Origin of the sequence: Thioalkalivibrio sp. XN279, assembly GCF_011089885.1 — a bacterium.
Lineage (GTDB): Bacteria > Pseudomonadota > Gammaproteobacteria > Steroidobacterales > XN24 > XN24.
Map to the genome: position 1 here is coordinate 276,575 of NZ_JAANBD010000023.1, position 25,926 is coordinate 302,500.

Below are 25,926 nucleotides of genomic sequence, written 5' to 3' on the forward strand. Positions count from 1 at the left end.
GCGATTCCCATGAGCGACCTGGAACAGGCCGCCGCGACGCAGCTGGCGAACATCGAGAAGCGCACGGGGCGCAGCATCCACGACCTTGCGGCGTTGCTGCGGGCCAGTGGGCTGGCGAAGCACGGCGAGCAGGTGGCGCTGCTCAAGCGCGAGCTGGGCATGGGCCACGGCGACGCCAACCTGCTGGCGCACCACGTGCGCAAGCTCGACGCCGTGGCGGCGGGGCAGGCCGGGCCGGCGACGCCGGCGGACGCCGTGGCCGCGCTCTACAGCGGCAAGAAGGCGCACCTGAGGCCCATCCACGACAAGCTCATGGCCGCGATCCGCAAGTTCGGCGCCTTCGAAGAGGCGCCGAAGAAGAGCTACGTCAGCCTGCGACGCAAGAAGCAGTTCGCCATGATCGGCCCGGCCACGAACACCCAGGTCGAGGTCGGCATCAACCTCAAGGGCATCGAGCCCACCGGCGGCCTGGTGGCGCTGCCGCCGAAGAGCATGTGCGACTACAAGATCCGCATCGGCAGCGCGGACGAGGTGGACAAGGCGCTGCTGGGGTGGATCCGCAAGGCCTTCGACGCGGCGGGCTGACGGCGGCCGCGTCGCTGCAGCAAGGCCGGCGCTCGGCAGCCAGGCCTATTCGGGCGGTTTCCTCAAGCTGCCGGCCCGCCTGACCACGCCCGCCCCGAACTTCTCCTGGATCGCGTCCGCCACCCTGTCAACCCGGGTTGCTTCTGCTGCTGCGGGCGCGAACAGGTCGGCCTGCGCGTCCGGCGCCGCGTCGAAGCCGCTCACGCCGACTCCGAGCAGCCGCAGCGGCTGGCCGGGGCGCGGCAATCGCTCGAGCAGGGCGCTGGCGGCGCGCCAGATATCCGCCGTGGTATTCGTCGGGGCGGCCAGCGTCTGTGCCCGGGTCACGGTGGTGAAGTCGGCGTAGCGCGCCTTGAGTTGCACCGTGCGGCCGGCGAGGTCCTTGTGGCGCAGCCGCCAGGAGACCTGTTCGACCAGTTGCAGCAGGATGGCGCGCAGCGCCTCGCGCTCGGCGATGTCCGCGGCGAAAGTGGTCTCGTTGGAGACCGAGCGGGTCTCGCGCTCGGGCACCACCTCGCGCGGGTCGATGCCGCGCGCCAGCTCGAGCAGGTGCAGGCCGTGGCGCCCGAAATGCCGCCGCATGAAGTCCTCGTCGCGCCGCGCCACGTCGCCGATGGTCTTGAGGCCGAGGCGGTGCATGGCCTGCTCGCCGACCTTGCCGACGCCCCACAGCCTGTTGACGGGCAGCGGGCCGAGGAAGGCATGGATCTCGCCGGCCTCGACCACCAGTAAGCCGTCCGGCTTGCCGAGGTCGGACGCGATCTTGGCGACGAACTTGACCGGCGCGATGCCCACCGAGGCGACGAGCCCCAGCTCGTCACGGATTTCCCGCTTGATGCGCCGGGCGATGTCCGGCACCGGGCCGAACAGACGCACGCTGCCGCGCAGGTCGAGGAAGGCCTCGTCCAGCGACAGCGGTTCTATGAGCGGGGTGTAGCGCTCGAGGATGGCATGGATGCGGCGCGATTCCGCGGCGTACACGGCCATGCGCGATGGCAGGATGACCAGCTCGGGACAGCGCTTGAGCGCCGTGGCCATCGGCATTGCGGAGCGCACGCCGAAGCGCCTTGCCGGGTAGCTGGCGGCGGCGACCACGCCGCGGCCCTCGGGTGAGCCGCCCACGACCACCGGCAGGCCCTCGAGCTCGGGCCGCTCCCGTATCTCCACGGAGGCGTAGAACGCATCCATGTCGAGGTGAGTGAACATCTGAGGGACTTCCTGCCCGCCCGGGCCAAGAAGAAAATCAGCGACGCTTCACTCCGAACGCGCTCAGCAGCAAGCCCAGCACGATGGCTGCGCCGCCACCGATGAAGTACCAGGTGGTTTCGTCACTGAACCTGCCGGTGAGCTCGCGGCGGACGTCCTCGGTGATGCTTTGCGAGGCCTCGTAGCCGAAGTACAGCAGGATGGCGCCGACCACGATGAGGGCGATGCCGAGAATGCGACTCGGGTGCATGGCGTGTCTCCTTCAAGTCCAGGCGAACGCTGGGTGCGTGTTTTTAACCTATCACGAACCGCAGCGGCTTCCCGGCCCATTCTTGCGCGTAATCGATGCCGATGCGCGGCGTGGCGATGATGCGCTGCGGCGGCACGCGCCGGCCGCGCTCGATGAACAGGACTTCGCCCGCGACGAGGTCGGCGTGGTCGAGCGCGCGATCGATGGCCAGGGCCTGGGCGAGCTTCGCGGGGCCGGAGCAGAGGTCGCGGTCCCTGAGTCGCGCGGCGGCAATCCGCCCGGCGCGATGGCGCCGCATGGTCTCCAGGCCCTCGAGCGGTTCCAGCGCGCGCAGCAGCACCGCCGCCGGGTCGCCCGGTGTCGCCGCGACCACGTTGACGCAGTGATGCATGCCGTAGATGAAATAGACGTAAGCATGGCCGGCCGGGCCCCACATGGCCGCGTTGCGCGGGGTGTGGCGGCCGCCGAAGCTGTGCGCAGCCTTGTCCTCCACGCCGAGGTAGGCCTCGGTCTCGATGATGCGGCCGGCGAGGCGCGTGCCGTCCTCCAGCACGCGCACCAGCACCTGCCCGAGCAGGCCACGCGCCAGGGTCTCGGCGTCACGCTGAAAAAAGTTTCGGCTCAGGCGGGGCACCGGCGTATCCTAAACCGACCTTTCGCTCGGGAGGATGAGGCATGTCGGGGTGGTGGCTGGCAGGGATGGCGGCGGCGCTGCTGGTGGCGTCGGAGGTGGCGAGCGCCGAGCCGCCGACCTTCGAGGCGTCCGGCTTCGGCGCTTACCGCGTGGGCGGCGATTTCGACACCGATGAGGAGGGGCCGGATCCGCGCTCGGTCGACCTGGAGGAGGGCGGAAGCTGGGGCGTCGGGGCGGGGATATATCGTGATCCCGACAGCTTCTACGAGTTCCTCTATTCGCGCCAGGAGACGCGGCTGGACCGCAACGACTACGGCCCCGGGGCGCCGGATATCACGCTCGAGTACTACCAGCTGGGCGGCACCCTGTTGCTCGGCGACAACCCGCGCATGCGGCCCTACGTTTCGCTGACGGTGGGCGCGACGCGGCTCAATGCGGACGGCTACAGCGCTGAGACGGAGTTTTCCATGAGTTTCGGCACCGGCCTGCGCATGCCGCTCACGGCACACCTCGATGTCACCGCCGGCCTGCGCGGTTACCTGACTTTCGTCGACCAGGACACCCGGCTGTTCTGCAGCACCATCAACGGCGAGGGCGCCTGCCTGCTGAATTCCAGTGGCAGCACGATCCTCCAGGTCGAGGCTGGGCTCGGGCTGACCTTCCGCTTCTAGGCGCCCGGGCGGCGCGCTTCAGGCGTGCCCGGTGACCGGGTCGATGATTGCTTTGACCTCGGTAATGCGGTTGTTTGCCACCGTTGCTGCGGGACAGGGAAACATAGGCCATGAACGCTGCATTGCCATCGGGCAGCGCAGCATGGGGCCTTTCAGCCCAGGTCGCCGAAGCGGGCTTGCAGCAGGGCCACGCCGGTCAGCGCCGCTGTTTCCGTGCGCAGGATGCGCGGACCGAGCCGGATCCCGCGATAGCCGCGGGCCCGCGCGGCCTCGCGTTCGCGTTCGTCCAGGCCGCCTTCGGGCCCGACCAGCAGGCACAGCGGCCCGGGCGGCCGATCCAGCATGGCCGGGCCGCCGTTCGCGTCCGGGTCGAGCAGCAGCCCGGTGGCGCCGGCATGCGCGGACAGCGCGCCCGGCACCGGTAGCGGCGGCAGGATGTCGGGCAAGGTGTTACGCCCGCACTGCTCGCAGGCACTGATGGCAATCGCACGCCAGTGCTCGATCTTGGGCGCCACCTTGGCCGGGTCCAGCTTCACGACGGACCGCGCCGTGAGCACCGGCCGGATGGCACTGACGCCGAGTTCCGTGGCCTTGCGCACCACCCAGTCCATGCGCTCATGGCGGCACATGCCCTGCAGCAGCACCAGCTCCAGCGGCGACTCGCGGTCGGCCTCGCGGCGCGCGCCGACCGAGATCGCCACGCTGCGGCGCGTGGCCTCAACGATCTCGCCGGCGAACTCCGGGCCGCTGCCGTCGAACAGCGTCACCGGCTCGCCGGCGCGCGCCCGCAACACACGGCCGAGATGCGCGGCGAGCTCGCTCTCCAGGACCAGGCGCTGGCCCGTGGCGAGTGGATCGTGGACGAAGATCCTTGGCGTGCGTGACATGTCTGGAGGCGTTCTCCTGCGCTGTATCCCCGAGGCTCGAGAGGCTATGCTTGGACCTGCTATTGAGCCATACCTGCGGCACATGCTCAAAGTATTCGCCGGGGCTGGCGGGGACGAGCTATGAAAATGGTGATCCGCAGTTTCCTGTCCCGCTGGCGTCAGTTGCGCCTCCCGGCGCTTCTCGCCGTGCTGCTGCTCCCGGGCGCGGCCCTGGCCCGGGATGACGACAGCAACCTCCTGGCGCAGCGCTTCCAGTTCGGGCTGGGCACCTTCATCAATGGTTCGTCACTGAACATCAGGGTGGACGGCGAAGCCGGGGAGATCGGCACGCCCGTGAACTGGGGCAAGACCATCGGCGACCGGGATGAGAGCCGCTTCCGCTTCGACGGCTTATGGCGGGTCAGCGAGCGGCATCACCTGCGGTTGATGTTCACCGATTACTCGTCGTCGGCCGAGCGCGAGATCGAGGAAGAGATCATCTGGGACGGCGACCTGATCCCGGTGGGCGTGTCGGCGCGCGGCACCTTCGGCTTCGAAGTGTTCGAGGCCGCGTACGAGTACGCCTTCGTGAAACGCCCGGACGTCGAGATCGCCGGCAGCGTGGGCCTGCACTACACGCAACTGGAGGCCACCCTGCTGGCGAATGTCCAGGTCGACGGCGAGGAGGGCCAGGTGGAGCGCGGCGGCACCGCAGACGTCGACGCGCCGCTGCCGGTGTTCGGCGCCCGCGGCCAGTGGCGACTCGGCAACAACTTCTATGCCGACCTGCTGGGCCAGGCTTTCTACCTGAGCGTCGGCGACTACACCGGCAGGATCCTCAACCTGCGCGCGACCGTCCTGTGGCAATGGCATCCGCGCCTCGGCGTGGGCATCGGCTACGACTGGTTCCGCGTCGACATCGACGGCGACGCGGACGGGTTCCAGGGGACGATGGACTGGACCTACGAGGGCCCGCAGGCTTTCGTCAACGTGGCGTTCTGAAGCCCGCTCACGCCGCCCGCGTGGCGTGGTGAATGCCGTCGATGGCGACGCGGGTCATCTGGGCGATCTGTTCATCGTCCACGACGTAGGGCGGCATGAAGTACACCACGTGGCCGAGCGGGCGCAGCAGCATGTTGTGCTGGAGGCCGTACTCGTACACCCGGATGCCGCGCCGTTCCTGCCATGGATAGGGTTCCCGCGTCTTGCGATCCCGGACCATCTCGATGGCCAGGATCATGCCGTGCTGGCGGATGTCGCCGACGTGCGGATGGTCCTCGAGCTCGGCCACGCCGGCGCGCATCTGCGCGGCGCGCGCGCGGTTCTTGTCGAGCACGTCGCTCGCCGCGAACAGGTCCAGCGTCGCCAGCGCCGCCGCACAGGCCACCGGGTTGCCGGTGTAGCTGTGCGAGTGGAGGAACGCGCGCAGCGTCGCGTACTCGTCGTAAAAGGCGCCGTAGACCTCGTCGGTGGTGAGCACCACGGACAGCGGCAGGAAGCCGCCGGTCAGTCCCTTCGACAGGCACATGAAGTCCGGTGCGATGCCGGCCTGTTCGCAGGCGAACATGGTGCCGGTGCGGCCGAAGCCGACGGCGATCTCGTCCGCGATCAGGTGCACGCGGTGGCGGTCGCAGATGGCGCGCAACTCGCCGAGGTAGGCCGGGTCGTGCATGCGCATGTAGCCGGCGCACTGCACCAGCGGCTCGATGATCACCGCGCAGACCTCGCCCGCATGCCGCTCCAGCAGCGTCTCGAGCTCGGCCGCGCGGCGGCGCGCGCAGTCGGCCGGGCTCTCGCCGGGCGCGGCGAGATACGCGTCGGGGGAAGGCGCCAGCAGGCACTCCATCAAGAGCGGCCGGTAGGTCTCCTTGTACAGCGCCACGTCGCCGACGGCGAGCGCGCCGAGGGTCTCGCCGTGGTAGCTGTTCTCCAGCGCCACGAAGCGCTTGCGCTGCGGCTCGCCGCGGTTGAGCCAGTAGTGGAAGCTCATCTTCAGCGCCACCTCGACCGCCGAAGAACCGTTGTCCGCGTAGAAGCAGCGGGTCAGGCCCTCCGGCGTGAGGCCGACCAGGCGCTCGGACAGCTCCACCACCGGCTCGTGGGTGAAGCCGGCCAGCATCACGTGCTCGAGCGACTCGACCTGGCGGCGCACCGCGTTGGCGATCACCGGGTTGGCGTGGCCGAACAGGTTCACCCACCAGGAGCTGATGCAGTCGAGGTAACGGCGGCCGTTGAAATCCTCCAGCCAGGCACCGGCGCCGCGCCGGATGGGGATCATCGGCAGCCACTCGTGGTCCTTCATCTGCGTGCAGGGATGCCACACGCAGGCCAGGTCCCGCGCCACCAGCCCGGCGTTGGCGTCGCGGCGCGCGCTCACGCCGCCTGGCTGCAGAAATGCCGCACGACCAGCTCCATCACGTCCACGGCGCGATAGGCCTGGGTCAGCGCGATCGATTCATCCGGCTGGTGCGCCACGGCGATGTCCCCGGGGCCGCAGATCACCACGTCCATGTCGAGCTTTTGGAACAGCGGCCCCTCGGTGCCGAAATTGACCGCGCCGCAGGCATGTCCGGAGGCGTGCTCGCAGGCCTCGGCGAGGTCCTTGTGCGCGCCCGGGGCGAGCGGCTCGATGCCGTCGAACAGGGCGGTGAAGCCGAGCTCGAAGCCGCTGCCCTCGAGGGCGCGGGTCACGGCGGCGCGCAGCCCGGCGCGCGTCTCCGCGCAGCGCATGCCGGGCACCAGCCTCAGGTCCACGTCCAGCTCGCAGTCGGCGCAGATGCGGTTCGGGTTGTCGCCGCCGCGGATGGCGCCGATGTTGAGCGTCGGCCCGGGCACCGGGAACGCCGCGCCGGGAAATTTCTCCGCCAGGCCGTCGATGAAGGCGTGCAGGGCGACGATCGCCGCCATGGCCCCGTCGATGGCGTTGAGGCCGGCCGCCGGGTTGCTGGCGTGCCCGCTGCGGCCGTCGATGCGGATGCGTTCCATGAGCACGCCCTTGTGGCGGGTGATGGGCTTGAGGCCGGTGGGCTCGCCGATCACGACGCGGCTGCCGAGGGCTTCGCCTTCCTCCACCAGCGCGCGGGCGCCGCCCATGCCGCTTTCCTCGTCGGCGGTGCCGACGATGACCAGCGGGCGCGCCAGCTTCTGCAGGTCCACCCGCGCGGCGGCATGGGCCGCGACGGCGAGGAAGGACTTCATGTCGGCGCTGCCGAGGCCGTAGAGACGGCCGTCCTGCACTTCGCCGGCGAAGGGATCGCGGGTCCAGCGACTGGCGTCGTAAGGGACCGTGTCGGTGTGACCGGACAGCACCAGGCCGTCGTCGCCGGGCGCGCTGCGCGCCACCAGGTTGTACTTGCCCGCGAGGCCCGGCACCGGCTTGATCTCGATGCTGAAGCCCAGCGGCTCCAGCCAGCCGGCGAGCAGTTCGCTCACCGCGTGGTTGCCCTGGTCGTGGGCGGGTTGCAGGCTGCTGACCGAGGGGACGGCCACCAGCCGGCACATCATGTCCTGGAGCGTGGGGAGCTTGTTGTTCATCCCGTGCATGATCCGGATGCGCCGGCACGGGTGCAAGCGGGCGCACGCCGGTGCAGACTGTGGCCATGGCGGCGCGCAAACCCCGGCCCAGGTTCACCATCGACCGCGACAGCGGCCTGTTCGCCGCGGCGCGCCAGGTGCCGTCGCCCAACCACAACGCGCGCCCCGCGGGGATGGCGCTCGAGCTCATCGTGGTGCACAACATCAGCCTGCCGCCCGGCGAGTTCGGCGGGCCGTGGATCGACCGCCTGTTCACCAACGAGCTCAGCCCGCACGCCCACCCTTATTTCGGCCGCGTCGCCGCGCTGCGCGTGTCGGCGCACCTGCTCATCCGCCGCGACGGCGAGCTGGTGCAGTACGTGCCGTTCCACCGCCGCGCCTGGCACGCCGGCGCGTCGCGCTGGCAGGGGCGGGAGGACTGCAACGATTTCTCGGTGGGGATCGAGCTGGAGGGCACGGACCACGGCGGCTACACCACGGCGCAGTACCGGCGCCTGGCGGTCTCGATCCGCGCGCTCTGTCGTGCCTATCCGACGCTGTCGCCGCAGCGGCTCGCCGGCCACAGCGACATCGCCCCGGGGCGCAAGACCGACCCCGGCCCGTCCTTCGACTGGGACCGGCTGGCGCGCTGGCTCGCACCGCGCCGCTATAATCGGAAGCCGAAGAGGGCCCCATGAACCTGATTGCGCTGATACTCGGGCTGGTGCTGGAGCGGATGCTGACGCGTCTGCTGGACCTGCGCGGGCTCACCTGGTTCACGGCCTGGTTCGACGTCGGCGGCCGCTGGATGCGCCGCGCGCCGGGTCGCGCCGGACTGCTGGTCGGCGTGCTCGTGATGCTGCTGCCGGCGCTGCCCGTGGCCTGGATCGCCTGGGCCTTCCACGACGTGCTGTCAGGCCTGCCGTACATCGCCTTTGCCACGGTGGTGCTGCTGCTGAGCCTGGGCCCGCAGGACCTGCTGGCACAGGTGAACGACTGGCTGGAAGCGAAGGCGCGCGGCGACGAACATGCCGCGGCCGAGGCGGAGCGCGCCATCTGCGAGGCCGACAGCGAAGCCACGGAGAAGGCCACGGCGCGCAAGCTCGAGAGCGCGATCCTGGTGCAGGCGAATCACGGCATCTTCGGCGTCATCTTCTGGTTCATGGTGCTGGGCCCTGCCGGCGCCTGGGCGTACCGGGCCGCGGACCTGTTCCGGCGGCACATGCGTGCCACCGGCTCGGGCGGGCGCAACACGGCGCGCGCAGAGTTGCTGTTCGGGATCGTGACCTGGGTGCCCGCCCGCCTGCTGGCCGCGTCCTACGCCGTCGCCGGCAGCTTCGACGACGCCTTCGAGGACTGGCGCGCCTACTACCACCGCACCTCGGCGGGCTTTTTCCGCGTCAGTGAGAATATCCTCGCGGCCGCCGGTATCGGCGCCATCCGGCGTCGCACCCCCGAGGCCGGGTCAGCGGCGGCCATCGAGGCCACGCGCGACCTGGTGCGCAGGACCCTGTTCATCTGGCTCACCGTCATTGCGGCCCTGACGCTGGTCGGCTGGGCGACGTGAGCCGCGGCCGGCGCCTGTCGGCGGCGCTGTGCGCCGTGGCCTGTGTCGTGCTGGCCCCGCTGGCGACAGCCGAGCCCGAGCCGTTACCCGGGGCGGCACGGCGCATCGTCACCCTGGCGCCGCACCTGGCGGAACTGGTCCATGCGGCCGGGGCGGGAGACCGGCTGGTCGGTGTCAGCGAGTGGAGTGACTACCCGCCAGGCGTCGAGATGCTGCCGCGCGTGGGCAACGCCTTCCAGGTCGACCAGGAACGCCTCGCGGCGCTGGCGCCGGACCTGGTGCTCGGCTGGCGCGGCGGCAATCCCGAACGCGTGCTCGCGCAACTGGAACAACGGGGGTACCGCGTGGTGGCGCTGGAGACGGCCACGCTCGAGGACGTCGCATTGCAGCTGGAGGCGATCGGCCGACTCGCGGGCACCGGGGAGGCCGCGGCGCAGGCTGCGCGCCGCTACCGCGAGGCCCTGGCGGCGTTGCGCGCGCAGCAGTCCGGCAAGGCGGAGCTGCGGGTCTTCTACCAGGTCTCGTGGCAGCCGCTGTACACCATTGGCGGGCGGCAGCTGATCAGCCGCGTCATCGCCCTGTGCGGTGGCCGCAACGTGTTTGCTGAGGTGGAAACGCTGGCGCCTGCGGTGGGGCTGGAGGCCGTGGTGGCGCGCGACCCGCAGGTGATCCTCGGCGGCGGCAGCAAGGCGGGCCAGTTCGACGGCTGGCAGCGCTGGAGCTCGGTCAGCGCCGTGGCCGGGGGGCATATGTACGCCGTGGACGGCAACCTGGTGACGCGACCGGCGCCGCGTATCCTTGCCGGCGCGCGCCAGGTCTGCGCCGCCCTCGACCGGGCGCGCGAATAGCCCTCAGGCCCGGTTCAGCCCCTTCTGCCACAGCACCTCGGAGCCCTGCTCGTGGCGTGCGATGACGCGCGCCAGCACGAACAGCAGGTCGGAGAGCCGGTTCAGGTAACGCGAGGCCTCGGGGTTGACGTCGTCCCGTTGCGCCAGCGTCCACACGCGCCGCTCTGCGCGCCGGCAGACCGTGCGGGCGAAATGACAGGCGGCGGCGCCCGGCCCGCCGCCGGGCAGGATGAAATCCTTCAGCGGCGGCAGCGGCGCGTTGAAATCGTCCAGCTCGCGTTCCAGACGGGCGACGTAGCCGGGCGTGATGGCGGTGTAGCCGGGGATGCACAGCTCGCCGCCGAGGTCGAACAGGTCGTGTTGCACCCGCACCAGGCAGTCGAGGATGGATTCCGGGAGCCCGGGCACGGCGAGGACCATGCCCACCGCGCTGTTGGCCTCGTCCACGGTGCCGAAAGCCTCGACACGCACATCGTCCTTGGGCACGCGCGTGCCGTCGCCCAGCCCGGTGGTGCCGTCGTCGCCCGTGCGCGTGTAGATCCGGCTCAGCCTGTGTCCCATGTCGTCTCCCGTCCCGTTCAGTAACTGTAGGCCAGGCTGGCGTAAATGCCCCGTCCCGCCGTGTTGTAGCCGTCGACCAGCTCGTAGTCCTGGTCGAGGAGGTTCTCGAGCCGCGCCCGCAGCGCCCAGCGCTCGGCCAGCTGCAGCTTGGCGGTGAGGTTGACCAGCACGTAGCCCGCCAGCCGCACGTCGCCGAAGTCCCTGCGTTCGCCGGAGGCGAGCATTTGGAGTCCGAGCTCGTGTTCGCCGAGCCCGCGCGTGAGCTGGGCGGTGGCGATGCGCTCCGCGCGCCGCAGCAGCTGCGCCCCGGTGCGACGGTCCTCGGGCCGCTGCAGCACCAGCTGCGTGTCCACCGTCCAGTCGCCGTGCCGCGCCCGCCAGCCGAACTCGGCGCCCTTGATACGCGCGTCGCCGATGTTCTCGTTGCGTCCCGGCAGTTCGCCGAGGAAGCCGTCCGGGTCGAAGTACTCGATGAGGTCGTCGATCTCGGTATGGAACAGCGCCAGGGCCAGCTCGTGATCGCGATGCGGGCGGTACTTGAGGCCGAAGTCGACGCTGCGCGAGATCTCGGGCTGCAGCTCGGGATTGCCGCCGAAGGCATACAGGTCGCTCGTGCCGGGCGCGCGGAAGCCGCGGCCGATACCGGCCGTCGCCGACCAGGCGGCGCCCAGCGCGGTGCCCCACTCCAGGTTCCAGGTGTTCACGCCGCCGAAGGTGTCGTGGTCCGTGTGGCGCCCGGCGGCAACAAAACGGTGCGTGCCGAGTTCGAAGCCGGCCTGCAGGTAAGCCGCGTTTTCATCGCGGTCGGCCTTGCCGGCGCCGGGCGCCTCCTCGAGCGGGGCGCCGAAGCTCTGGCCCGAGGTCTCCTCCCGGGACAGGCTGAGGCCCGCGGTAAGCTCGAGGCCGCGCACCAAATCGAGATCGTTCTGCCAGTCGACCAGGTCGCGCTCCGTGCGCACGAAATCGTCCGGGTCGAACGCCAGCTCGCCCTGGTCGATGTGATCGATGACGCGCGCCAGGGTCAACTGCGAGCGCCAGTCGCGGCCCTGCCACGCCGCCTGCAGGCGGGTCAGGCGGTTCTCGAAATCCTGGTCCTGCGGGGCGCGAAAAAAGTCGGCGTACTCGGTGTTGCCCTCGGCCTGCCAGTGACTGGCCTCCAGTCGCAGCGCGCCCGCGTCGGCACGCAGCCAGGCGTTGACGGCGTCGTTGGCGAAGCCGCGGTCCTCGTCGCTGTCGCGGTAGGTGGGGAAGCCGTCGGTGCGCAGCGTGGTCGCGGAGATGCCGGCGGCCATGCGCTCACCCTGCGCCGAGACCCGGGCGCCGGCGCCGCGCAGGCCGTAGCGTCCCGCCTGCACGTGCGCGCCGAGCTCGCGCCCCGCCGCGCCGCGCCGGGTGATGATGTTGATCACGCCGCCGATGGCCTCGGAGCCGTACAGCGAGGAGCGCGGGCCCTTGACGATTTCCACCCGCTCGACCAGCTCGGGGGTGATGTTTTGCAGCGCGGCGCCGCCCGCAGTGCCCGGGTTCACCTTGACGCCGTCGATCAGCACCAGGGTGTGGTTGCTGTTGGCGCCGCGGATGAAGGCCGAGGTGACCTGCCCCGGCCCGCCGTTGCGCGCGATCTCGATGCCGGCGTGGTAGCGCAGCAGCTCGGCGACGTCGATGGCGTTGCTGCGCTCGATCTCCTCGCGGCCGATGACCACCACCGGCGGCAGCGCCTGGTCGGCGCTGATGGCGCGGCGCGTGGCGGTGACCAGCACGTGGTCCAGCACGGCGGTGTCCGCGGCGGCGGGCGACGCGAACGTGACGGCGGCCAGGGCGATGGCCGCCAGGGCATGTGAGTGTTGCAAGGCCTGTTCCCCCGCGCATGCACTCCCGCATGCGCTCGATCGCGGAATCCGCCGGGGATCGGGGGGAAGGTACAGCGGCCGGTCCTGGCCGGTGCGTGCTCCCGCCGAGCACCCGGAACCCGCCAGGCCGGTCTCCGGGCTCGCGAGCGGGGGATTCCCGGCGGCATCGCCTTCCCACGCTGTTGCGCAGTGGCTCCCGGCCGTGCGGACGGGTGATGACGCTTGACTCGCTTACCGTTGCGGGGGCAGCGCCGGATTCTCACCGGCTTCCCGGGGAACCCCTCGGGGGATTCCCAGCGCGCCGCGTTGGCGCCGCGCTCACCTGACAGCGCGCATGTTGTCTCCCGCGCCGCGGGGTGTCAAATTGGCGGCCATGGAACGCTCCAGATTTCTCCAGGTGGCGCTCGATGCCGCCGCGGCCGCCGCCGAGGTCATCCGGCATTACTACCGCGACGACATCGAGGTATCGCTCAAGCCCGACCAGACGCCCGTCACCAGGGCCGACGTGGAGTCGGAGCAGGTCATCCGCAAGGCGATCACGGACGCCTTCCCGGACCATGGCTTTTACGGCGAGGAGACCGGCCACCAGGGGCTCGATGCGGAGTACCTGTGGCTGGTGGATCCCATCGATGGCACGCGCAGCTTCGTGCGCGGCTACCCCTTCTTCTCCACCCAGGTGGCGCTGATGCACCACGGACGCATCGTTGTCGGCGTCTCCAGCGCGCCGGCCTTCGGGCAGCTGGCCTGGGCGGAGCGCGGGCAGGGCGCCTTCCTCGACGGCCACGACTGCCGCGTGAGCCAGGTCGAGCGGCTCGAGGAGGCCGCGGTGTCCTCCGGCAACCTGCGCACGCTGGCCTCGGGGCCGCGCTGGAGCGACTGGGCCGAGGTGGTGCGACGGGTGGCCCGGATCCGTGGTTACGGGGATTTCTATCACTACCACCTGCTGGCGTCCGGCCGCATCGAGGCGGTGGTGGAATCGGACGTGAACATCCTTGATATCGCAGCTTTGTCCTTGATCGTCGAGGAAGCGGGGGGCATTTTCACCGATCTCGAGGGCCGCCCCGTCGGCCTGGAGACGACCAGCGTGCTGGCCGCCAATCGCCATCTCTATCCCGAGCTCGCGAGCCTGCTGCGCGTGCCGCGCGCATAGCGTCGATGCGCTGCAACAGGTTACATTTGCGGGCTGGACCCTGAATGGAGGCAACCGCCATGGCCGCAGAGCCTGCCGACATCGCCGAGCAGCAACAGATCGCCCGCATGCGGCGCCTGTTCGATACGCAGCGCGAGGCGTTCCGGGCGGCGCCGATGCCGGACCTCGCCGCGCGGCGCGCGGACCTGAAACGCCTCAAGGACGTGCTCATCGCCAACCGCGAGCGTTTCGTCGCCGCGGTGTCAGCCGACTTCGGCGGGCGGGCCGCGGCCGAGACCCAGGCCGAGATCCTCACCGTGGTGCACCACATCAAGTTCTGCCTGCGCCGGCTCAAGCGCTGGATGAAGCCGCAACGGCGCGGGACGAGCCTGCTGATGGCGACCACCAAGGCCATGGTGTACTACCAGCCGCTGGGCGTGGTCGGCGTCGTGGTGCCGTGGAACTATTCCATCGCGCTCTCCGCCGGGCCGCTGGTGTTCGCCCTCGCCGCCGGCAACCGCGTCATGGTCAAGATGTCCGAGACCACGCCGCGCACCGCCGAGCTGATGCGCCACGTCCTCTCCGAGGCCTTCGAGGAGCGCCAGGTGGCGGTGGTGCTGGGCGAGGCCAGGACCGCGCAGGAATTCACCCGGCTGCCCTTCGACCACCTGCTCTACACCGGCGGCTCCGATATCGGCCGCATGGTGATGCGCGAGGCCGCCGCGAACCTGACGCCGGTGACGCTGGAACTGGGCGGCAAGTCGCCGACCCTGATCTCCGAGGACGTCCCCATGGACCTGGCCGCGGAACGCATCTGCTTCGGCAAGGCGCTGAACGCCGGCCAGACCTGCGTGGCGCCGGACTACGTGCTGTGCCCGGCCGGCCGGGTGGACGAGTTCGTGCAGGCCTTCGGCAACGCCCTCGGCCGCATGTACCCCGGGCTGGTGCGCAGCGCCGACTACAGCGCCATCGTCAACGAGCGGCACTACCGCCGCATCCGCGGCTATGTCGACGACGCGCGCGAGCGGGGCGCCGAAGTGGTCGAACTCAATCCCGGCGGACAGTCGCCGGAGACCGGCAGCCGCAAGTTGCCGCTGTACCTGGTGAAGCACGCCACCGCCGAGATGCGGGTGATGAAAGAAGAGATCTTCGGGCCGGTGCTGCCGATCGTCGCCTACAACCACCTGCAGGAAGCCATCGATTTCATCAACGCCCGGCCGCGGCCGCTGGCGCTGAACCTGTTCGACTTCAACGCTGACCGGCGCGCCCGGGTGCTGGCCGAGACGCATGCCGGCGGCGTCTGCATCAACGACGCCGTGAGCCAGTTCATCGCCGAGGACCTGCCCTTCGGCGGCGTGGGCGAGTCCGGCATGGGGCATTACCACGGCTACGAGGGCTTCCTCACCTTCTCGCATGCCAAGGCGGTGTTCGAGCGCCCGCGCATCAATACCGGCAAGGTGTTGTACGCACCGCACGGCGGCTGGCTGCAGCGCCTGCTGTACTGGTTCTACCTGCGCTGACCGCGCCGGGGACGGAACACAAGCGCATGTGGCTTACGGTCGAAGGCATCGAGCAGGCGTACGGCGATAACCGGGTGCTGAAGGATCTTTCCTTCCGCATCCCGGCCGGCGCCATCGGCTGCCTGCTGGGACCGAGCGGCTGCGGCAAGACCACCGCGCTGCGCTGCATCGCCGGCTTCGAGAACGTGCAGGCCGGCCGCATCCTGCTCAACGGCGAAGTGCTCAGCAGGCCGGGCTTTACCGTGCCGCCGGAGAAACGCGGCCTGGGGATGGTGTTCCAGCAGTACGCCCTGTTCCCGCATCTCGACGTGGCGGCCAACGTGGGCTTCGGCCTGCGCGGCCTGAAGGGCGCCGAAAAGCAGCGGCGCGTGGCCGAGGTGCTGGACGTCGTCGGCCTGGGCGGGCGCGAGAACCTGTTTCCAGACGAGCTTTCCGGCGGCCAGCAGCAGCGCGTGGCGCTGGCGCGCGCGCTGGCACCGCGGCCCGGGCTGCTGCTCATGGACGAGCCCTTTTCCAGCCTGGATACCGGGCTGCGGGTGCGCCTCGGCACTGAGATCCGCGACATCCTCAAGCAGCAGGGCATCACCGCCTTGCTGGTGACGCACGACCAGGCCGAGGCCTTCGCCGTGGCGGACGAGATCGGCGTCATGCGCGAGGGGCGGCTGGAGCAGTGGGACACCGCCTACAACCTTTACCACCGCCCGGCCAGCCGCTTCGTCGCCGAGTTCGTCGGCGAGGGCTGTTTCGTGCCCGGCGAGGCCATCGGCGACGGCACCGTGCAGATCGAGCTGGGGCGGCTGGAGCCGACCGAGCCGATGGCGCTGGCCGCGGCGGAGTCGGTGGAGGTGCTGCTGCGCCCGGACGACATCGTGCATGACGACGACAGCAGCCAGACTGCGACCGTGCTGCGCAAAGCCTTCCGCGGCGCCTCCATCCTCTACACCCTCGGCCTCCCCAGCGGGCGGCGCGTGCTGGCACTGGTGCCCAGCCACCACGACCACCGCATCGGCGAGCGCATCGGCATCCGCCTCGAGGCGGACCACGTGGTGGTGTTCCAGGGCTGAGCCCCGCGTCGCTCCTGCGCTGTTGCCCCTGCGCTTGGCTTCCCCGGCACCGTGTGGAAGAATCCGGGGCAACAGTTTTTGGCATAACCGCCGATGAAGGATTGCATAGACGAGCATGGCTTTCGGGCCAACGTCGGCATCATCCTCACCAACGAGGCGGGACGCGTTTTCTGGGCCGGCCGCGCAGGCCGCCCCGGCTGGCAGTTCCCGCAGGGCGGCATCCTCGAGGGCGAAAGCCCGCGTGAAGCGATGTTCCGCGAGCTGGAGGAGGAGATCGGGCTGACGCGCGACGACGTGCGGGTGCTGGGCAGCACGCGCGGGTGGTTACGTTACCGGCTGCCCCGGCGTTACATCCGTCGCCACAGCCGGCCGGTGTGCGTCGGGCAGAAGCAGCGCTGGTTCCTGCTCAGGCTCACCGCGGCCGAAGAGCGGGTGCGCTTCGATTGCTGCGACCACCCGGAGTTCGATCGCTGGTGCTGGGTGAATTGGTGGCACCCGGTGGACGAGGTGATCTACTTCAAGCGGCGCGTGTACCTGCGTGCACTGCGCGAGTTCGGACGGCTGGTGTTCCCCGAGGGCCCGCCGCCGCCGCCCGGTTCGACGGCCGGCCAGACCGAGACCTGAGGGCGGTCCTCCGCCCGACCCTGGAGACCCCGTGGACGAACAGCGCCTCGTCGTCAGGCTTCATGACCCGCGCCGCCTGCGCCTGCTGCTGGCGGCCCTCGCGCTGCTGGCGCTGCTGGCGGGCTTCGGCCTGTTCCAGTGGGGCCAGTTTGCAGCCGGCGGCGCCGGCTCGCGAGCCGAGACCCGGGTCGCCGAACTGTCCGCGGCCGTGGCCCGCCTCGAAGCCGAGACCCGCATGCTGCGGGAAGAGCTGGCGCGCGCGCAGACCTCGCTGGAGGTCGACCGCGAGGCCCAGGTGCACCTCAAGGAGGCGCTGGCCGAGAGCGAAAGCCGGGTCGCAGCGCTGAACGAGGAACTGCAGTTCTACCGTCGCATCGTGGTGCCCTCCGAGGGGCGCATGGGCCTGCGGGTGCAGACTTTCGAAGTCGTGGACGGTCCGCTCGAGTACAGTTACCGGCTGCGGCTGCTGCTGGTGCAGAACCCGCAGCGCTCGGGCCGCGCCAGCGGTCGCGTGGACCTTGCGCTGCACGGGCTGCTGGAAGGCGAGGAGGCGGTGCTGGCCCTGGAACAGCTGGCTGCGGAGCCGCAGCCCTACGAGTTCCTTTACTTCCAGGACGTCGACCTGGACATCATCATCCCGGAGGGGTTCGTGCCGCAGTCGGCGGAAATTTCCCTCCAGCCATCCGGGCGCAACGGGCGCCCGGTGACCGCCAGCTTTCCCTGGGACTCCCGGGGCTGACAGGAATATCCCTATGTTTGGCAAGAAGAAACGTGACATTTCCACCATCGCCACCCTCATCGGTGCCGGGACCCGGGTCACGGGCGACCTGGCGTTTCGCGGCCGCCTGCACCTCGACGGCGTGGTCGCGGGCGACGTGACCGGCGAGGCGGGCGCCTCGGTGCTGGTGATTGGCGCCGACGGGCTCGTGGAAGGCGCCGTGCAGGTCGATGAACTGATCCTCAACGGCTCGGTGCGCGGCGACGTGGTGGCGCGCGAGCGCGTCGAGCTCGGCGCCTCGGCCCGTGTCGACGGCAACGTGGCCTACAAGCTGCTGCAGATGTCGGCGGGCGGCTGCGTCAACGGCCGCCTGCTGCACCAGCCCGGGGGCCAGCAGGCCCTGCCCGCCCCGGAAGGGGACGCGTCCGCCCCTGAGGTCGGGTAGAATAGGCGACCCATCAACCGGCAGTGACGATCAGCACCATGGCAACGAACATGACCGAGACCACCGCTACTGACCAGCCGCTGCTGTTCACGGACGCGGCCGCCGGCAAGGTCGGCGAGCTGATCCGGGAAGAGAGCAACCCGAATCTCAAGCTGCGCGTCTTCATCCAGGGCGGCGGCTGCTCCGGCTTCCAGTACGGCTTCACCTTCGACGAGAACGAGGACGAGGGCGACACCCGCATCGAGAACGGCGGCGTCACCCTGCTCGTGGACCCGATGAGCATCCAGTACCTCATGGGGGCCGAGATCGATTACCGCGAGGACCTGAACGGCGCCCAGTTCGTGATCCGCAACCCGAACGCGTCCACGACCTGCGGCTGCGGCTCCTCCTTCGGGGTTTGACGGCGCCGCGGTGAAGCGCTGAGCCCGCGCGCGATGGCGACCGACCCGACGCCGGACGTCATCGCCGCGGTCGACCTCGGCTCGAACAGCTTCCACATGGTGGTGGCTCGCCGCAGCAACGGCGAGATCACCATCCTCGACCGTATTCGCGAGATGGTGCGCCTCGGCGCCGGCCTGGATGCCCAGGGCCGGATCACGCCCGCTGCGGCCGAGGTCGCGCTGGCCTGCCTTGGGCGCTTCCGCGAACGCCTGGCGGCGCTGGAAGCGGGCCAGGTGCGGGCGGTCGGCACCAACACCCTGCGGCGCGCGCGCCGCCGTGCCGGCTTCCTGGCGCAGGCGCGCAAGGCACTCGGCCATCCCATCGAAGTCATCTCCGGCGTCGAGGAGGCGCGCCTGGTCTACCTCGGCGCCGCCCACAGCCTGCCCGCGCAGGCGGGGCGCCGCCTCGTCGTGGATATCGGCGGCGGCAGCACCGAGCTCATCGTCGGCGAGGGCTACGAAGCGCTGCGCCTGGAGAGCCTGTACATGGGCTGCGTCAGCAGCAGCGAGCGGTTTTTCCCCGGCGGTGCGGTGACCGCGCAGGGGTTTCGCGATGCGCGCCTGTTCGCGCGGCGCGAGCTCGAGCCGGTGCGCAAGGCGTTCCGCCAGCAACACTGGCTGGAGGCGGTGGGTACTTCGGGCACCATTCGCGCCACGGGGCGGGTGCTACGGCTGCTCGGCGCGACCGGCGGGGAGATCACGCGCGCGGGGCTGGAGCTCCTGCGCGAGCGCCTGCTGGCTGCGGGCAACATGGCGCGCCACGACCTGCCGAGCCTGAGTGAGCAACGCGCGCCGGTGTATCCGGGCGGCCTCGCGGTCCTGACCGAGATCTTCGCGGCGCTCGAGATCGAGAGCATGACGCCGGCGGAGGGCGCGCTGCGCGAGGGCCTGCTGTGGGACCTCGTCGGCCGGCTCACCGACGAGGATGCGCGCGACCGCAGCGTGCGCGGTTTCCAGCAGCGCTTCCACGCCGACGCGGCGCAGGCGGAGCGTGTCGAGGCCACGGCGCTGGCCCTGCTGGAGCGGCTGGCGGGACCCTGGGACCTGGCGGACCCCGAGTGCGCCGACCTGCTGGCCTGGGGCGCGCGGCTGCACGAGGTGGGACTGGACATCGCCCATGCCCAGCACCAGCTGCATGCGGCCTACTTGCTGCGCCATGCCGACCTGGCGGGTTTTTCCTTCGATCAGCAGCGCCGCCTGGCGGTGCTGGTCGGCGGGCACCGACGCAAGATCCGCAAGGACCTGCTGGATGACCTGCAGGAACCATGGTTGAAGCGGATGCCCTACCTGATGACCATCCTGCGCCTGGCGGTGCTGCTCAAGCGCAGCCGCAGCGACAAGCCGGTGCCGGCGCTGGATATCGAGGCCACGCGGCGCAAGCTGAAACTGGGCTTCCCCGAGGGCTGGCTGGACACGCATCCGCTCACGCTCGCCGACCTCGAGCAGGAAGCGCGCTACCTCGGCGCCCTGGACCTGAAGCTCAGCTTCCGCTGAGTACCTGGGCGAGAGAGGCCAGGCGCGCCTCCTGGGCGGAAATGCCGGCCGCCGCCGCCGCCCGGCGCCAGCTGCTGTCGGGCTGCATCTCCCAGGCATAACGGTCGTCTGCCAGCTCCAGTTCCAGGTCCTGTGCCAGGCGACGCCGCAACGCCGCCCGGGTGACCGGGAACAGCACCTCGACGCGGGTGAAGAAGTTGCGTTCCATCCAGTCCGCGCTGCCCAGGTAGACCTCTTCCTTGCCGCCGTTGGCGAACAGGAACACCCGCGCGTGCTCGAGGAAACGGCCGACCAGCGAGCGCACGCGGATGTTTTCCGAGGCGCCGGGCACGCCGGGCCGCAGGCAGCAGGTGCCGCGCACCAGGAGGTCCACGCGGACCCCGGCGCAGGACGCGGCGTACAGCGCCTCGATGACCTCGGGCTCCACCAGGGCGTTGAGCTTGGCGACGATGCGGGCCGGGCGTCCTTGCGCCGCGTGCTCTGCCTCGCGCCGGACCAGTTCCAGCGTGCGCTCGTGCAGTCCCAGCGGCGCCACCGACAGCAGCGAGGTACGCACGCGCGCCCCCGGGCTGGTGAGAAGCATGAGCACCTGGTGCACGTCCCGGCCGATGCGTGCGTTGCAGGTGAACAGGCTGTAGTCGGCGTAGCGGCGTGCCGTCTCCGGGTGATAGTTGCCCGTGCCGAGGTGCACGTAGCGCCGCAGGCGGCCTTCCTCGCGGCGCACCACCAGCAACATCTTGGCGTGGGTCTTGTAGCCGACCACGCCGTACACCACGTGCGCGCCCGCCTGCTGCAGGCGGTTGGCGAGCTTGATGTTCTCCGCCTCGTCGAAGCGCGCCATCAGCTCCACCACCACGGTGACTTCCTTGCCGGCGCGGGCGGCCTCGACCAGCGCATCGACGACCGGGGAATCCGGCCCGGTGCGGTACAGGGTCTGCCTGATGGCGAGTACGGCCGGGTCCGCGGCCGCCTCGCGCAGCAGTTCCAGCACCGGGGCAAAGCTCTCGTAGGGATGATGCAGCAGCAGGTCGCCGCGACGCATCGCCGCCATCATGCCGTCGGCGCGCCGCAGGTGGCGCGGGCGCCCCGGCGTGAAGGCGGGGTACTTCAGGTCCGGGCGGTCGACCAGCTCCGCCACCTGTGACAGCCGGTTCAGGTTCACCGGGCCGTTGACCTCGTACAAGTCCTCGCTCGTCAGGCCGAAACGGTTCAGCAGGAAACGCACCAGGTGCGGCGGGCAGCCCTGGGCGACCTCGAGGCGGACCTCGTCGCCGTAGGGCCGTGAAGCGAGCTCGCCCTCGACGGCACGCAGCAGGTCCTCGGCGTCCTCGTCGGCCACCAGCAGGTCGGTGTTGCGCGTGACGCGGAACTGGTGGCAGCCGAGCAGCTCCAGGCCGGGGAACAGGTCGCCGACGAAGGCGTGAATGATGGAGGAGAGGAATACGAAGTCATCGCGCCCGGTGCCCTCCACCGCGGCCGGCACGCGGATCACCCTTGCCAGCGCGCGCGGCGCCTGCACCACGGCCAGCGGCGCTTCGCGCCCGAAGGCGTCCACGCCCGAGGGCTCGACGATGAAGTTCAGCGCCTTGTTGAGGATGCGCGGAAAAGGATGCGCGGGGTCCAGGCCGATCGGGGTCAGGACCGGCAGGACTTCGTTGCGGAAGAAGCTGCGCGCCCAGCGGGTCTGGGCGGGGTTCCATTCGCCGCGCGGCAGGAAGCGCACGCCGTGGGACGCGAGTTCGGGGGCGAGGGCCTCATTGAAGACGCGGTACTGTTCGTCCACCAGCGCGTGGGCCGTGCGCGCGATCCCGGCCAGGGTCTCGACCGCGCTGAGCCCGTCGCGCCGCAGGTAAGTGGTGCCGTGCTCGAGCCGCTCCTTGAGCCCGCCGACGCGGATCTCGAAGAACTTGTCCAGGCTGGTGCACGAGAGGCAGAGGAAGCGCAGCCGCTCCAGCGGCGGCACGGCCGGGTCGCTGGCCAGTTCGAGCACGCGCCGGTTGAACTCCAGCGCGGCAAACTCGCGGTTGACGTACAACTCGGGGCGCCGCAGCGCCTCCGGATCCGGCGCTGCGCTCATGCCGGCCACACCGCGCCGAGCACCGCCTCGCGACGGGCGCCGGTCACTGCGGGCAGGTTCCCGGGCAGCCCGGCGAGCGTGCGCGCCGCCAGCCAGGCGAAGGCCGTGGCCTCGACATAATCGGGATCGATATCGTGCGCGCTGCTGGTCTCGACGCGTGTCCCCGGCAGCAGCGCCGCGATGCAATCAAGCAGGGCCCGGTTGTGCGCGCCGCCGCCGCAGGCGACCAGGCGCGCCGGCGGGTGGTCGCCAAGGGCGGTGACGACAGTGCGCGCGGTGAACTCGCACAGGGTGGCCTGCACGGCGGCCGGCTCCAGTGCGCCCACGCGGGACAGCACCCCTTCCAGCCAGGCCAGGGAAAACTCCTCCGGCCCCGTGCTTTTGGGCGGCGCCAGGGCGAGGTAGGGGTGCGCCAGCAGCTGTTGCAGCAGCGGCGTGTCGGTGCGGCCCGAGGCGGCCCAGGCACCGCCGGCGTCATAGGGGCGGCCGAGATGGCGCCGGGCCCACGCGTCCATGAGCGTGTTGCCCGGGCCGGTGTCGAAGCCCGTCACGGGTCCGCCCGGCGGCAGCAGCGTCAGGTTGGCGATGCCGCCGAGGTTGAGGACCGCGCGGTACTCGAGCGGGGCTGCGAACACCGCGGCATGGAAGGCGGGGACGAGGGGCGCGCCCTGGCCGCCCAGCGCCACGTCGCGGCGGCGGAAGTCGGCGACCACGGCAATGCCGGTGGCCGCAGCGATGACGTTCGGGTCGCCGACCTGCAGCGTGAAGGGGCGTGCGGCACGGGGGCGGTGGCGCAGGGTCTGGCCATGGCTGCCGATGGCCCGCACCTCCCCGGCGTCGACCCCCGCGGCTGCCAGCAGGCCGATGGCCGCGCCGGCGAACAGCTCTGCAACCTCGCGGTCGAGGCGGCCCAGTTCGTCCAGCGCGTCGCCTTCGGCCGTGAAGGCCCCGCCGGGGGTGGCGAGCCGGCGCAGCGCCAGGGCGACGGGTTCGGGCAGCGCCACGCTGCGTGCGGCACGGACGATGAAGTCGTCGCCGCGGGTCTCGGCCAGCACCGCGTCCACGGCATCCATGGAGGTGCCGGACATGAGTCCGATGTAGCAGCCGGGCAGGAGTTGGTGCGTGGCGGCCAGGGCGTGCGCGTCAGTCGGCGGCGGCGAGCCGCAGCGGCGGCCCGAGGCGGTCGAGCTCAGCGATCAGCGGCGCTACTGCCGCGGCGAACTCAGCGCGACGCGCGGCCGGCACCGGCTCGGCTTTCGGCAGGTCCACGGTGCGCGGGTTCTTGTGCACGCCGTTGACGCGGTACTCGTAGTGCAGGTGCGGGCCGGAGGCCAGCCCGGTGGCGCCGACATAGCCGATGATGTCGCCCTGCTTCACGCGGCGGCCGACTTTCGCGTTCGAACCGATGCGCGACATGTGCGCATACAGGGTAGTGACGTTGCCGCCATGCTGCAGCACCACGGTCTTGCCGTAGCCGCCCTGGGTGCCGGCCGAGATCACCTTGCCGTCGCCGGCGGCCATGATGGGCGTGCCGGTGCGGGCGGCGTAGTCCACGCCGCGATGCGGGCGCTTGGTCTTCAGCACGGGGTGCAGGCGGTTGGGGTTGAAGTTCGAGCTGACGCGGGTGAAGTCGACCGGGGCGCGCAGGAAGGCCTTGCGCATGCTGTCGCCCTCGGGCGTGTAATAGCTGGCGCGACCGTCCTCGTCGGGGAAGCGCACGGCGCGGAAGGAGCGGCCCTGGTTGCTGAACTCGGCGGCGACGATTTCGCCGTCGCGCAGCTTCGCACCGTCCTGCCAGATCTCCTCGTAGACGACGGCGAACCAGTCGTCGCGCCGGATCTCCAGCGCGAAGTCGATGTCCCAGGCGTAGATCCCGGCCAGGCGCATGATGGTGCCGTCGGAGAGACCCGCCGCCAGCCCGGCGGCGTAGAAGGACGAGGTGATCTGCCCGGTGGCCTGCGCCAGGCGGATTTCCACCGGGTGCTCGAGGAAGCGGGCCTCGTAGCCTGCCTCGCCCTGTTCCACCACCAGGGTGCGGGTCTCGTCCAGCCGGCGCGTCAGGCCGAGCACGGACGCCCCGTCGTGGTGGATCTCGAAGGTGTCGCCGGGACGGACGCGCTTGAGGTGCGGCGCGGCCTCCTTCAGTGCCAGCAGCCGCTGCAGGTCGGCCACCGAGAGGTCGTGGCGGCGGAACAGCCGGTCCAGGCTGTCGCCGGAGCGCACCTCGAGCACGGTGCGTTCGCCCGGCGGTTCGGGTGCGACGGTCTCGCTCGGCGCGGCCGGCGCTCCCGGGGCCAGGTCATCGGGAAGGTGGGCCTGGTCGGCAGCCGGCGCGGGGGGCAGGGGCAGGGTCTGTACCGACCGGGCGACTTCCGCGGTCTGCTTGCCCTCGGCCGGGCGATCGACCCAAAGCGCCACCAGCCCGGCGCATACTGCGAAGGACACCACGGCCGCAACGTGATGGCGACGCAGTGGCCGGCGCGCCCTGCCTTGCGGGTAGTCTTTCAGCTTGTAATCGTGCCGCACTCCGCTTCCCACTCGACCCACCGCGTCGCAGGCTGCAAAATTGGCGTTACCCTAGCCGTCCCGCGCCACCCGGTCAATGCGCTGTTTCACAGAAAAAACAGCGAGTCGCCATGGAGTCTTGATGAAACCTGCCAAAGAACAGCTCGGTGAACTGCTGCGCGGTACCGAGGAAGTGCTGTTGGAGCGTGACCTGGAGGAGCGGCTCGCCGCCGGGCGGCCGCTGCGCATCAAGGCGGGCTTCGATCCCACCGCGCCGGACCTGCACCTCGGCCACACCGTGCTCATCAACAAGATGCGCCAGTTCCAGGCCTTTGGCCACGAGGTGATCTTCCTCATCGGCGACTTCACCGGGATGATCGGCGACCCCACGGGCAAGAACGCCACGCGCCCGCCGCTGACGCCGGCCGAGATCGCGGAAAACGCGCGCACTTACGAGGCGCAGATCTTCAAGATCCTGGACCCGGAGCTGACCCGGGTGGAATTCAACTCGCGCTGGATGGGCCCCATGAGCGCGGCCGACCTGATTGCGCTGGCGGCGAAGCACACGGTGGCGCGCATGCTGGAGCGCGACGACTTCAATCGCCGCTATGCCGAAGGGCGGCCCATCGCCATCCACGAGTTCCTCTATCCGCTGGTGCAGGGCTACGACTCGGTGGCGCTGCAGGCCGACGTGGAGCTGGGCGGCACGGACCAGAAGTTCAACCTGCTGGTCGGGCGCCAGTTGCAGCAGGCCTGGGGACAGTCGCCGCAGGTGGTGATGACGGTGCCGTTGCTGGAGGGACTGGACGGCGTGCAGAAGATGTCGAAGTCGCTGGGCAACTACGTCGGCATCAACGAACCGCCGGCCATCATGTTCGGCAAGCTGATGTCGATCAGCGACGATCTCATGTGGCGCTACTTCGAACTGCTGTCCTTCCGCGCCCTGGCGGATATCGAGGCGCTCAAGTCCGGGATCGCCGCGGGGCGCAATCCCATGGAGGTGAAGTTCGAGCTGGCCCATGAGCTGACCGTGCGTTTCCATGGCGCAGAGGGCGCCGCAGCGGGGCGGCGGGACTTCGACCAGCGCATCCGCGCCGGGGCCATGCCCGAAGAGCTGGAATGCCGGGTGGTGGAGTGCCCGGGCGGTGAAATCGGTCTCGCGGCCGCGCTCACCGCGGCCGGCCTGACGGCCAGCAACTCCGAGGCCTTTCGCGAGATCCGCCAGCGCGCGGTGCGCGTGGACGGCGAGCGCGTCGAGGACGCGCGCATGATGCTCAAGGCGGGCGCTCGCCACGTGCTGGCGGTGGGCAAGCGACGCATCATCGAAGTCGACTTGCGCCCGGCCTGAGCCGCGACGCA

Annotated in this window: 26 protein-coding genes and 1 riboswitch; of the genes, 15 read left to right on the forward strand and 11 right to left on the reverse strand. The window is 70.5% G+C overall.

Annotated features, from left to right (window positions below; genetic code table 11):
* The first annotated feature begins 9 nt into the window (after positions 1-9).
* Positions 10-585 carry a DUF4287 domain-containing protein gene (locus tag G8346_RS04335; protein ID WP_166048577.1) on the forward strand — a complete coding sequence of 192 codons (576 nt, stop codon included), beginning with the start codon at positions 10-12 and terminating at the stop codon, positions 583-585.
* Between the two features lie 45 nt (positions 586-630).
* Here the strand turns inward: G8346_RS04335 and G8346_RS04340 are convergent, their stop codons facing one another.
* The 3 genes from G8346_RS04340 to G8346_RS04350 are packed head-to-tail and all read right to left on the reverse strand — an operon-like array spanning position 631 to position 2,675.
* Positions 631-1,791 (reverse strand): DNA polymerase IV, encoded by a 1,161-nt coding sequence (locus G8346_RS04340; protein WP_166048579.1) that lies wholly within the window; start codon positions 1,789-1,791, stop codon positions 631-633.
* A 37-nt stretch (positions 1,792-1,828) separates the two neighbouring features.
* The gene (locus tag G8346_RS04345; RefSeq protein WP_166048581.1) at positions 1,829-2,041 is read right to left on the reverse strand and encodes a DUF3185 family protein; all 213 of its coding nucleotides are present in this window, start codon (positions 2,039-2,041) and stop codon (positions 1,829-1,831) included.
* A 43-nt stretch (positions 2,042-2,084) separates the two neighbouring features.
* The gene (locus tag G8346_RS04350; RefSeq protein ID WP_166048584.1) at positions 2,085-2,675 is read right to left on the reverse strand and encodes a DNA-3-methyladenine glycosylase; all 591 of its coding nucleotides are present in this window, start codon (positions 2,673-2,675) and stop codon (positions 2,085-2,087) included.
* 41 nt (positions 2,676-2,716) lie between these two features.
* On the opposite strand from G8346_RS04350, the gene G8346_RS04355 reads away from it, so the two are divergent.
* Positions 2,717-3,346 (forward strand): outer membrane beta-barrel protein, encoded by a 630-nt coding sequence (locus tag G8346_RS04355; protein WP_166048587.1) that lies wholly within the window; start codon positions 2,717-2,719, stop codon positions 3,344-3,346.
* A gap of 152 nt (positions 3,347-3,498) precedes the next feature.
* Here the strand turns inward: G8346_RS04355 and G8346_RS04360 are convergent, their stop codons facing one another.
* Complete coding sequence (locus G8346_RS04360) at positions 3,499-4,233, reverse strand: 16S rRNA (uracil(1498)-N(3))-methyltransferase (protein ID WP_166048589.1); 735 nt, start codon at positions 4,231-4,233, stop codon at positions 3,499-3,501.
* 120 nt (positions 4,234-4,353) lie between these two features.
* Here G8346_RS04360 and G8346_RS04365 point away from each other — a divergent pair, with 120 nt between their 5' ends.
* Positions 4,354-5,214 (forward strand): hypothetical protein, encoded by an 861-nt coding sequence (locus G8346_RS04365; protein ID WP_166048591.1) that lies wholly within the window; start codon positions 4,354-4,356, stop codon positions 5,212-5,214.
* Positions 5,215-5,221: 7 nt separating this feature from the next.
* Here the strand turns inward: G8346_RS04365 and G8346_RS04370 are convergent, their stop codons facing one another.
* Together G8346_RS04370 and argE are read right to left on the reverse strand one after the other, a co-directional pair.
* Entirely contained in the window at positions 5,222-6,589 is a 1,368-nt protein-coding gene (locus G8346_RS04370) for an adenosylmethionine--8-amino-7-oxononanoate transaminase (RefSeq protein ID WP_166048593.1), read from the reverse strand.
* Positions 6,586-7,746 (reverse strand): acetylornithine deacetylase, encoded by a 1,161-nt coding sequence (gene argE / locus G8346_RS04375; RefSeq protein ID WP_166048595.1) that lies wholly within the window; start codon positions 7,744-7,746, stop codon positions 6,586-6,588. Before argE ends, G8346_RS04370 begins: the two co-directional genes overlap by 4 nt.
* A gap of 65 nt (positions 7,747-7,811) precedes the next feature.
* On the opposite strand from argE, the gene ampD reads away from it, so the two are divergent.
* The 3 genes from ampD to G8346_RS04390 are packed head-to-tail and all read left to right on the forward strand — an operon-like array spanning position 7,812 to position 10,140.
* Positions 7,812-8,423, forward strand: a complete 612-nt coding sequence (ampD, locus tag G8346_RS04380; protein ID WP_166048597.1) for a 1,6-anhydro-N-acetylmuramyl-L-alanine amidase AmpD — start codon at positions 7,812-7,814, stop codon at positions 8,421-8,423.
* Complete coding sequence (ampE, locus tag G8346_RS04385) at positions 8,420-9,292, forward strand: regulatory signaling modulator protein AmpE (protein WP_166048599.1); 873 nt, start codon at positions 8,420-8,422, stop codon at positions 9,290-9,292. Before ampD ends, ampE begins: the two co-directional genes overlap by 4 nt.
* The gene (locus G8346_RS04390) at positions 9,289-10,140 is read left to right on the forward strand and encodes a cobalamin-binding protein (protein ID WP_166048602.1); all 852 of its coding nucleotides are present in this window, start codon (positions 9,289-9,291) and stop codon (positions 10,138-10,140) included. The genes ampE and G8346_RS04390 overlap by 4 nt, the downstream gene beginning before the upstream one ends.
* 3 nt (positions 10,141-10,143) lie before the next feature.
* Here the strand turns inward: G8346_RS04390 and G8346_RS04395 are convergent, their stop codons facing one another.
* Positions 10,144-10,701, reverse strand: coding sequence for a cob(I)yrinic acid a,c-diamide adenosyltransferase (locus tag G8346_RS04395; RefSeq protein WP_166048604.1), 558 nt, complete (start codon positions 10,699-10,701; stop codon positions 10,144-10,146).
* A 17-nt stretch (positions 10,702-10,718) separates the two neighbouring features.
* Positions 10,719-12,551, reverse strand: coding sequence for a TonB-dependent receptor domain-containing protein (locus G8346_RS04400; RefSeq protein WP_166048606.1), 1,833 nt, complete (start codon positions 12,549-12,551; stop codon positions 10,719-10,721).
* A gap of 128 nt (positions 12,552-12,679) precedes the next feature.
* Positions 12,680-12,824: riboswitch (cobalamin riboswitch) on the reverse strand.
* Between the two features lie 100 nt (positions 12,825-12,924).
* On the opposite strand from G8346_RS04400, the gene G8346_RS04405 reads away from it, so the two are divergent.
* From G8346_RS04405 to ppx, 8 genes are all read left to right on the forward strand, one after another.
* Positions 12,925-13,701, forward strand: coding sequence for an inositol monophosphatase family protein (locus tag G8346_RS04405; protein WP_166048608.1), 777 nt, complete (start codon positions 12,925-12,927; stop codon positions 13,699-13,701).
* Between the two features lie 59 nt (positions 13,702-13,760).
* On the forward strand, positions 13,761-15,200 hold the full coding sequence (locus G8346_RS04410; RefSeq protein ID WP_166048610.1) for a coniferyl aldehyde dehydrogenase: 1,440 nt from the start codon (positions 13,761-13,763) through the stop codon (positions 15,198-15,200).
* Between the two features lie 26 nt (positions 15,201-15,226).
* Entirely contained in the window at positions 15,227-16,264 is a 1,038-nt protein-coding gene (locus G8346_RS04415) for an ABC transporter ATP-binding protein (protein ID WP_166048612.1), read from the forward strand.
* A 93-nt stretch (positions 16,265-16,357) separates the two neighbouring features.
* A complete protein-coding gene (locus G8346_RS04420) occupies positions 16,358-16,888 on the forward strand; it encodes an RNA pyrophosphohydrolase (protein ID WP_166048614.1) in 531 nt (176 codons plus the stop codon).
* 31 nt (positions 16,889-16,919) lie between these two features.
* Positions 16,920-17,627 carry a DUF6776 family protein gene (locus tag G8346_RS04425; RefSeq protein WP_166048616.1) on the forward strand — a complete coding sequence of 236 codons (708 nt, stop codon included), beginning with the start codon at positions 16,920-16,922 and terminating at the stop codon, positions 17,625-17,627.
* A gap of 13 nt (positions 17,628-17,640) precedes the next feature.
* Positions 17,641-18,051, forward strand: coding sequence for a polymer-forming cytoskeletal protein (locus G8346_RS04430; RefSeq protein WP_166048618.1), 411 nt, complete (start codon positions 17,641-17,643; stop codon positions 18,049-18,051).
* Between the two features lie 50 nt (positions 18,052-18,101).
* Positions 18,102-18,452, forward strand: coding sequence for an iron-sulfur cluster insertion protein ErpA (gene erpA / locus G8346_RS04435; protein ID WP_206202584.1), 351 nt, complete (start codon positions 18,102-18,104; stop codon positions 18,450-18,452).
* A 33-nt stretch (positions 18,453-18,485) separates the two neighbouring features.
* Positions 18,486-19,985, forward strand: a complete 1,500-nt coding sequence (gene ppx, locus G8346_RS04440; protein WP_166048622.1) for an exopolyphosphatase — start codon at positions 18,486-18,488, stop codon at positions 19,983-19,985.
* On the opposite strand, the gene ppk1 is transcribed toward ppx, so the two are convergent.
* The 3 genes from ppk1 to G8346_RS15075 are packed head-to-tail and all read right to left on the reverse strand — an operon-like array spanning position 19,972 to position 24,588.
* Positions 19,972-22,062 (reverse strand): polyphosphate kinase 1, encoded by a 2,091-nt coding sequence (gene ppk1, locus G8346_RS04445; RefSeq protein WP_166048624.1) that lies wholly within the window; start codon positions 22,060-22,062, stop codon positions 19,972-19,974. The genes ppx and ppk1 overlap by 14 nt on opposite strands.
* Positions 22,059-23,174 (reverse strand): anhydro-N-acetylmuramic acid kinase, encoded by a 1,116-nt coding sequence (locus G8346_RS04450; RefSeq protein ID WP_206202585.1) that lies wholly within the window; start codon positions 23,172-23,174, stop codon positions 22,059-22,061. Before G8346_RS04450 ends, ppk1 begins: the two co-directional genes overlap by 4 nt.
* 31 nt (positions 23,175-23,205) lie before the next feature.
* Positions 23,206-24,588, reverse strand: coding sequence for a peptidoglycan DD-metalloendopeptidase family protein (locus tag G8346_RS15075; protein ID WP_206202572.1), 1,383 nt, complete (start codon positions 24,586-24,588; stop codon positions 23,206-23,208).
* A gap of 121 nt (positions 24,589-24,709) precedes the next feature.
* On the opposite strand from G8346_RS15075, the gene tyrS reads away from it, so the two are divergent.
* Positions 24,710-25,915 carry a tyrosine--tRNA ligase gene (gene tyrS / locus G8346_RS04460; protein ID WP_166048626.1) on the forward strand — a complete coding sequence of 402 codons (1,206 nt, stop codon included), beginning with the start codon at positions 24,710-24,712 and terminating at the stop codon, positions 25,913-25,915.
* Positions 25,916-25,926 lie beyond the last annotated feature (11 nt).

Excerpts from the sequence above, each read along its gene's own strand:
- G8346_RS04340 (WP_166048579.1), bottom strand. The coding sequence starts at position 1,791 with ATGTTCACTCACCTCGACATGGATGCGTTCTACGCCTCCGTGGAGATA.
- erpA (WP_206202584.1), top strand. The coding sequence starts at position 18,102 with ATGACCGAGACCACCGCTACTGACCAGCCGCTGCTGTTCACGGACGCG.
- G8346_RS04415 (WP_166048612.1), top strand. The coding sequence starts at position 15,227 with ATGTGGCTTACGGTCGAAGGCATCGAGCAGGCGTACGGCGATAACCGG.
- ampE (WP_166048599.1), top strand. The coding sequence starts at position 8,420 with ATGAACCTGATTGCGCTGATACTCGGGCTGGTGCTGGAGCGGATGCTG.
- argE (WP_166048595.1), bottom strand. The coding sequence starts at position 7,746 with ATGAACAACAAGCTCCCCACGCTCCAGGACATGATGTGCCGGCTGGTG.
- G8346_RS04430 (WP_166048618.1), top strand. The coding sequence starts at position 17,641 with ATGTTTGGCAAGAAGAAACGTGACATTTCCACCATCGCCACCCTCATC.
- ppk1 (WP_166048624.1), bottom strand. The coding sequence starts at position 22,062 with ATGAGCGCAGCGCCGGATCCGGAGGCGCTGCGGCGCCCCGAGTTGTAC.
- G8346_RS04355 (WP_166048587.1), top strand. The coding sequence starts at position 2,717 with ATGTCGGGGTGGTGGCTGGCAGGGATGGCGGCGGCGCTGCTGGTGGCG.
- G8346_RS04365 (WP_166048591.1), top strand. The coding sequence starts at position 4,354 with ATGAAAATGGTGATCCGCAGTTTCCTGTCCCGCTGGCGTCAGTTGCGC.
- G8346_RS04410 (WP_166048610.1), top strand. The coding sequence starts at position 13,761 with ATGGCCGCAGAGCCTGCCGACATCGCCGAGCAGCAACAGATCGCCCGC.
- G8346_RS04345 (WP_166048581.1), bottom strand. The coding sequence starts at position 2,041 with ATGCACCCGAGTCGCATTCTCGGCATCGCCCTCATCGTGGTCGGCGCC.
- G8346_RS04335 (WP_166048577.1), top strand. The coding sequence starts at position 10 with ATGAGCGACCTGGAACAGGCCGCCGCGACGCAGCTGGCGAACATCGAG.
- G8346_RS04420 (WP_166048614.1), top strand. The coding sequence starts at position 16,358 with ATGAAGGATTGCATAGACGAGCATGGCTTTCGGGCCAACGTCGGCATC.
- G8346_RS04360 (WP_166048589.1), bottom strand. The coding sequence starts at position 4,233 with ATGTCACGCACGCCAAGGATCTTCGTCCACGATCCACTCGCCACGGGC.
- ampD (WP_166048597.1), top strand. The coding sequence starts at position 7,812 with ATGGCGGCGCGCAAACCCCGGCCCAGGTTCACCATCGACCGCGACAGC.
- tyrS (WP_166048626.1), top strand. The coding sequence starts at position 24,710 with ATGAAACCTGCCAAAGAACAGCTCGGTGAACTGCTGCGCGGTACCGAG.
- G8346_RS04395 (WP_166048604.1), bottom strand. The coding sequence starts at position 10,701 with ATGGGACACAGGCTGAGCCGGATCTACACGCGCACGGGCGACGACGGC.
- G8346_RS04405 (WP_166048608.1), top strand. The coding sequence starts at position 12,925 with ATGGAACGCTCCAGATTTCTCCAGGTGGCGCTCGATGCCGCCGCGGCC.
- ppx (WP_166048622.1), top strand. The coding sequence starts at position 18,486 with ATGGCGACCGACCCGACGCCGGACGTCATCGCCGCGGTCGACCTCGGC.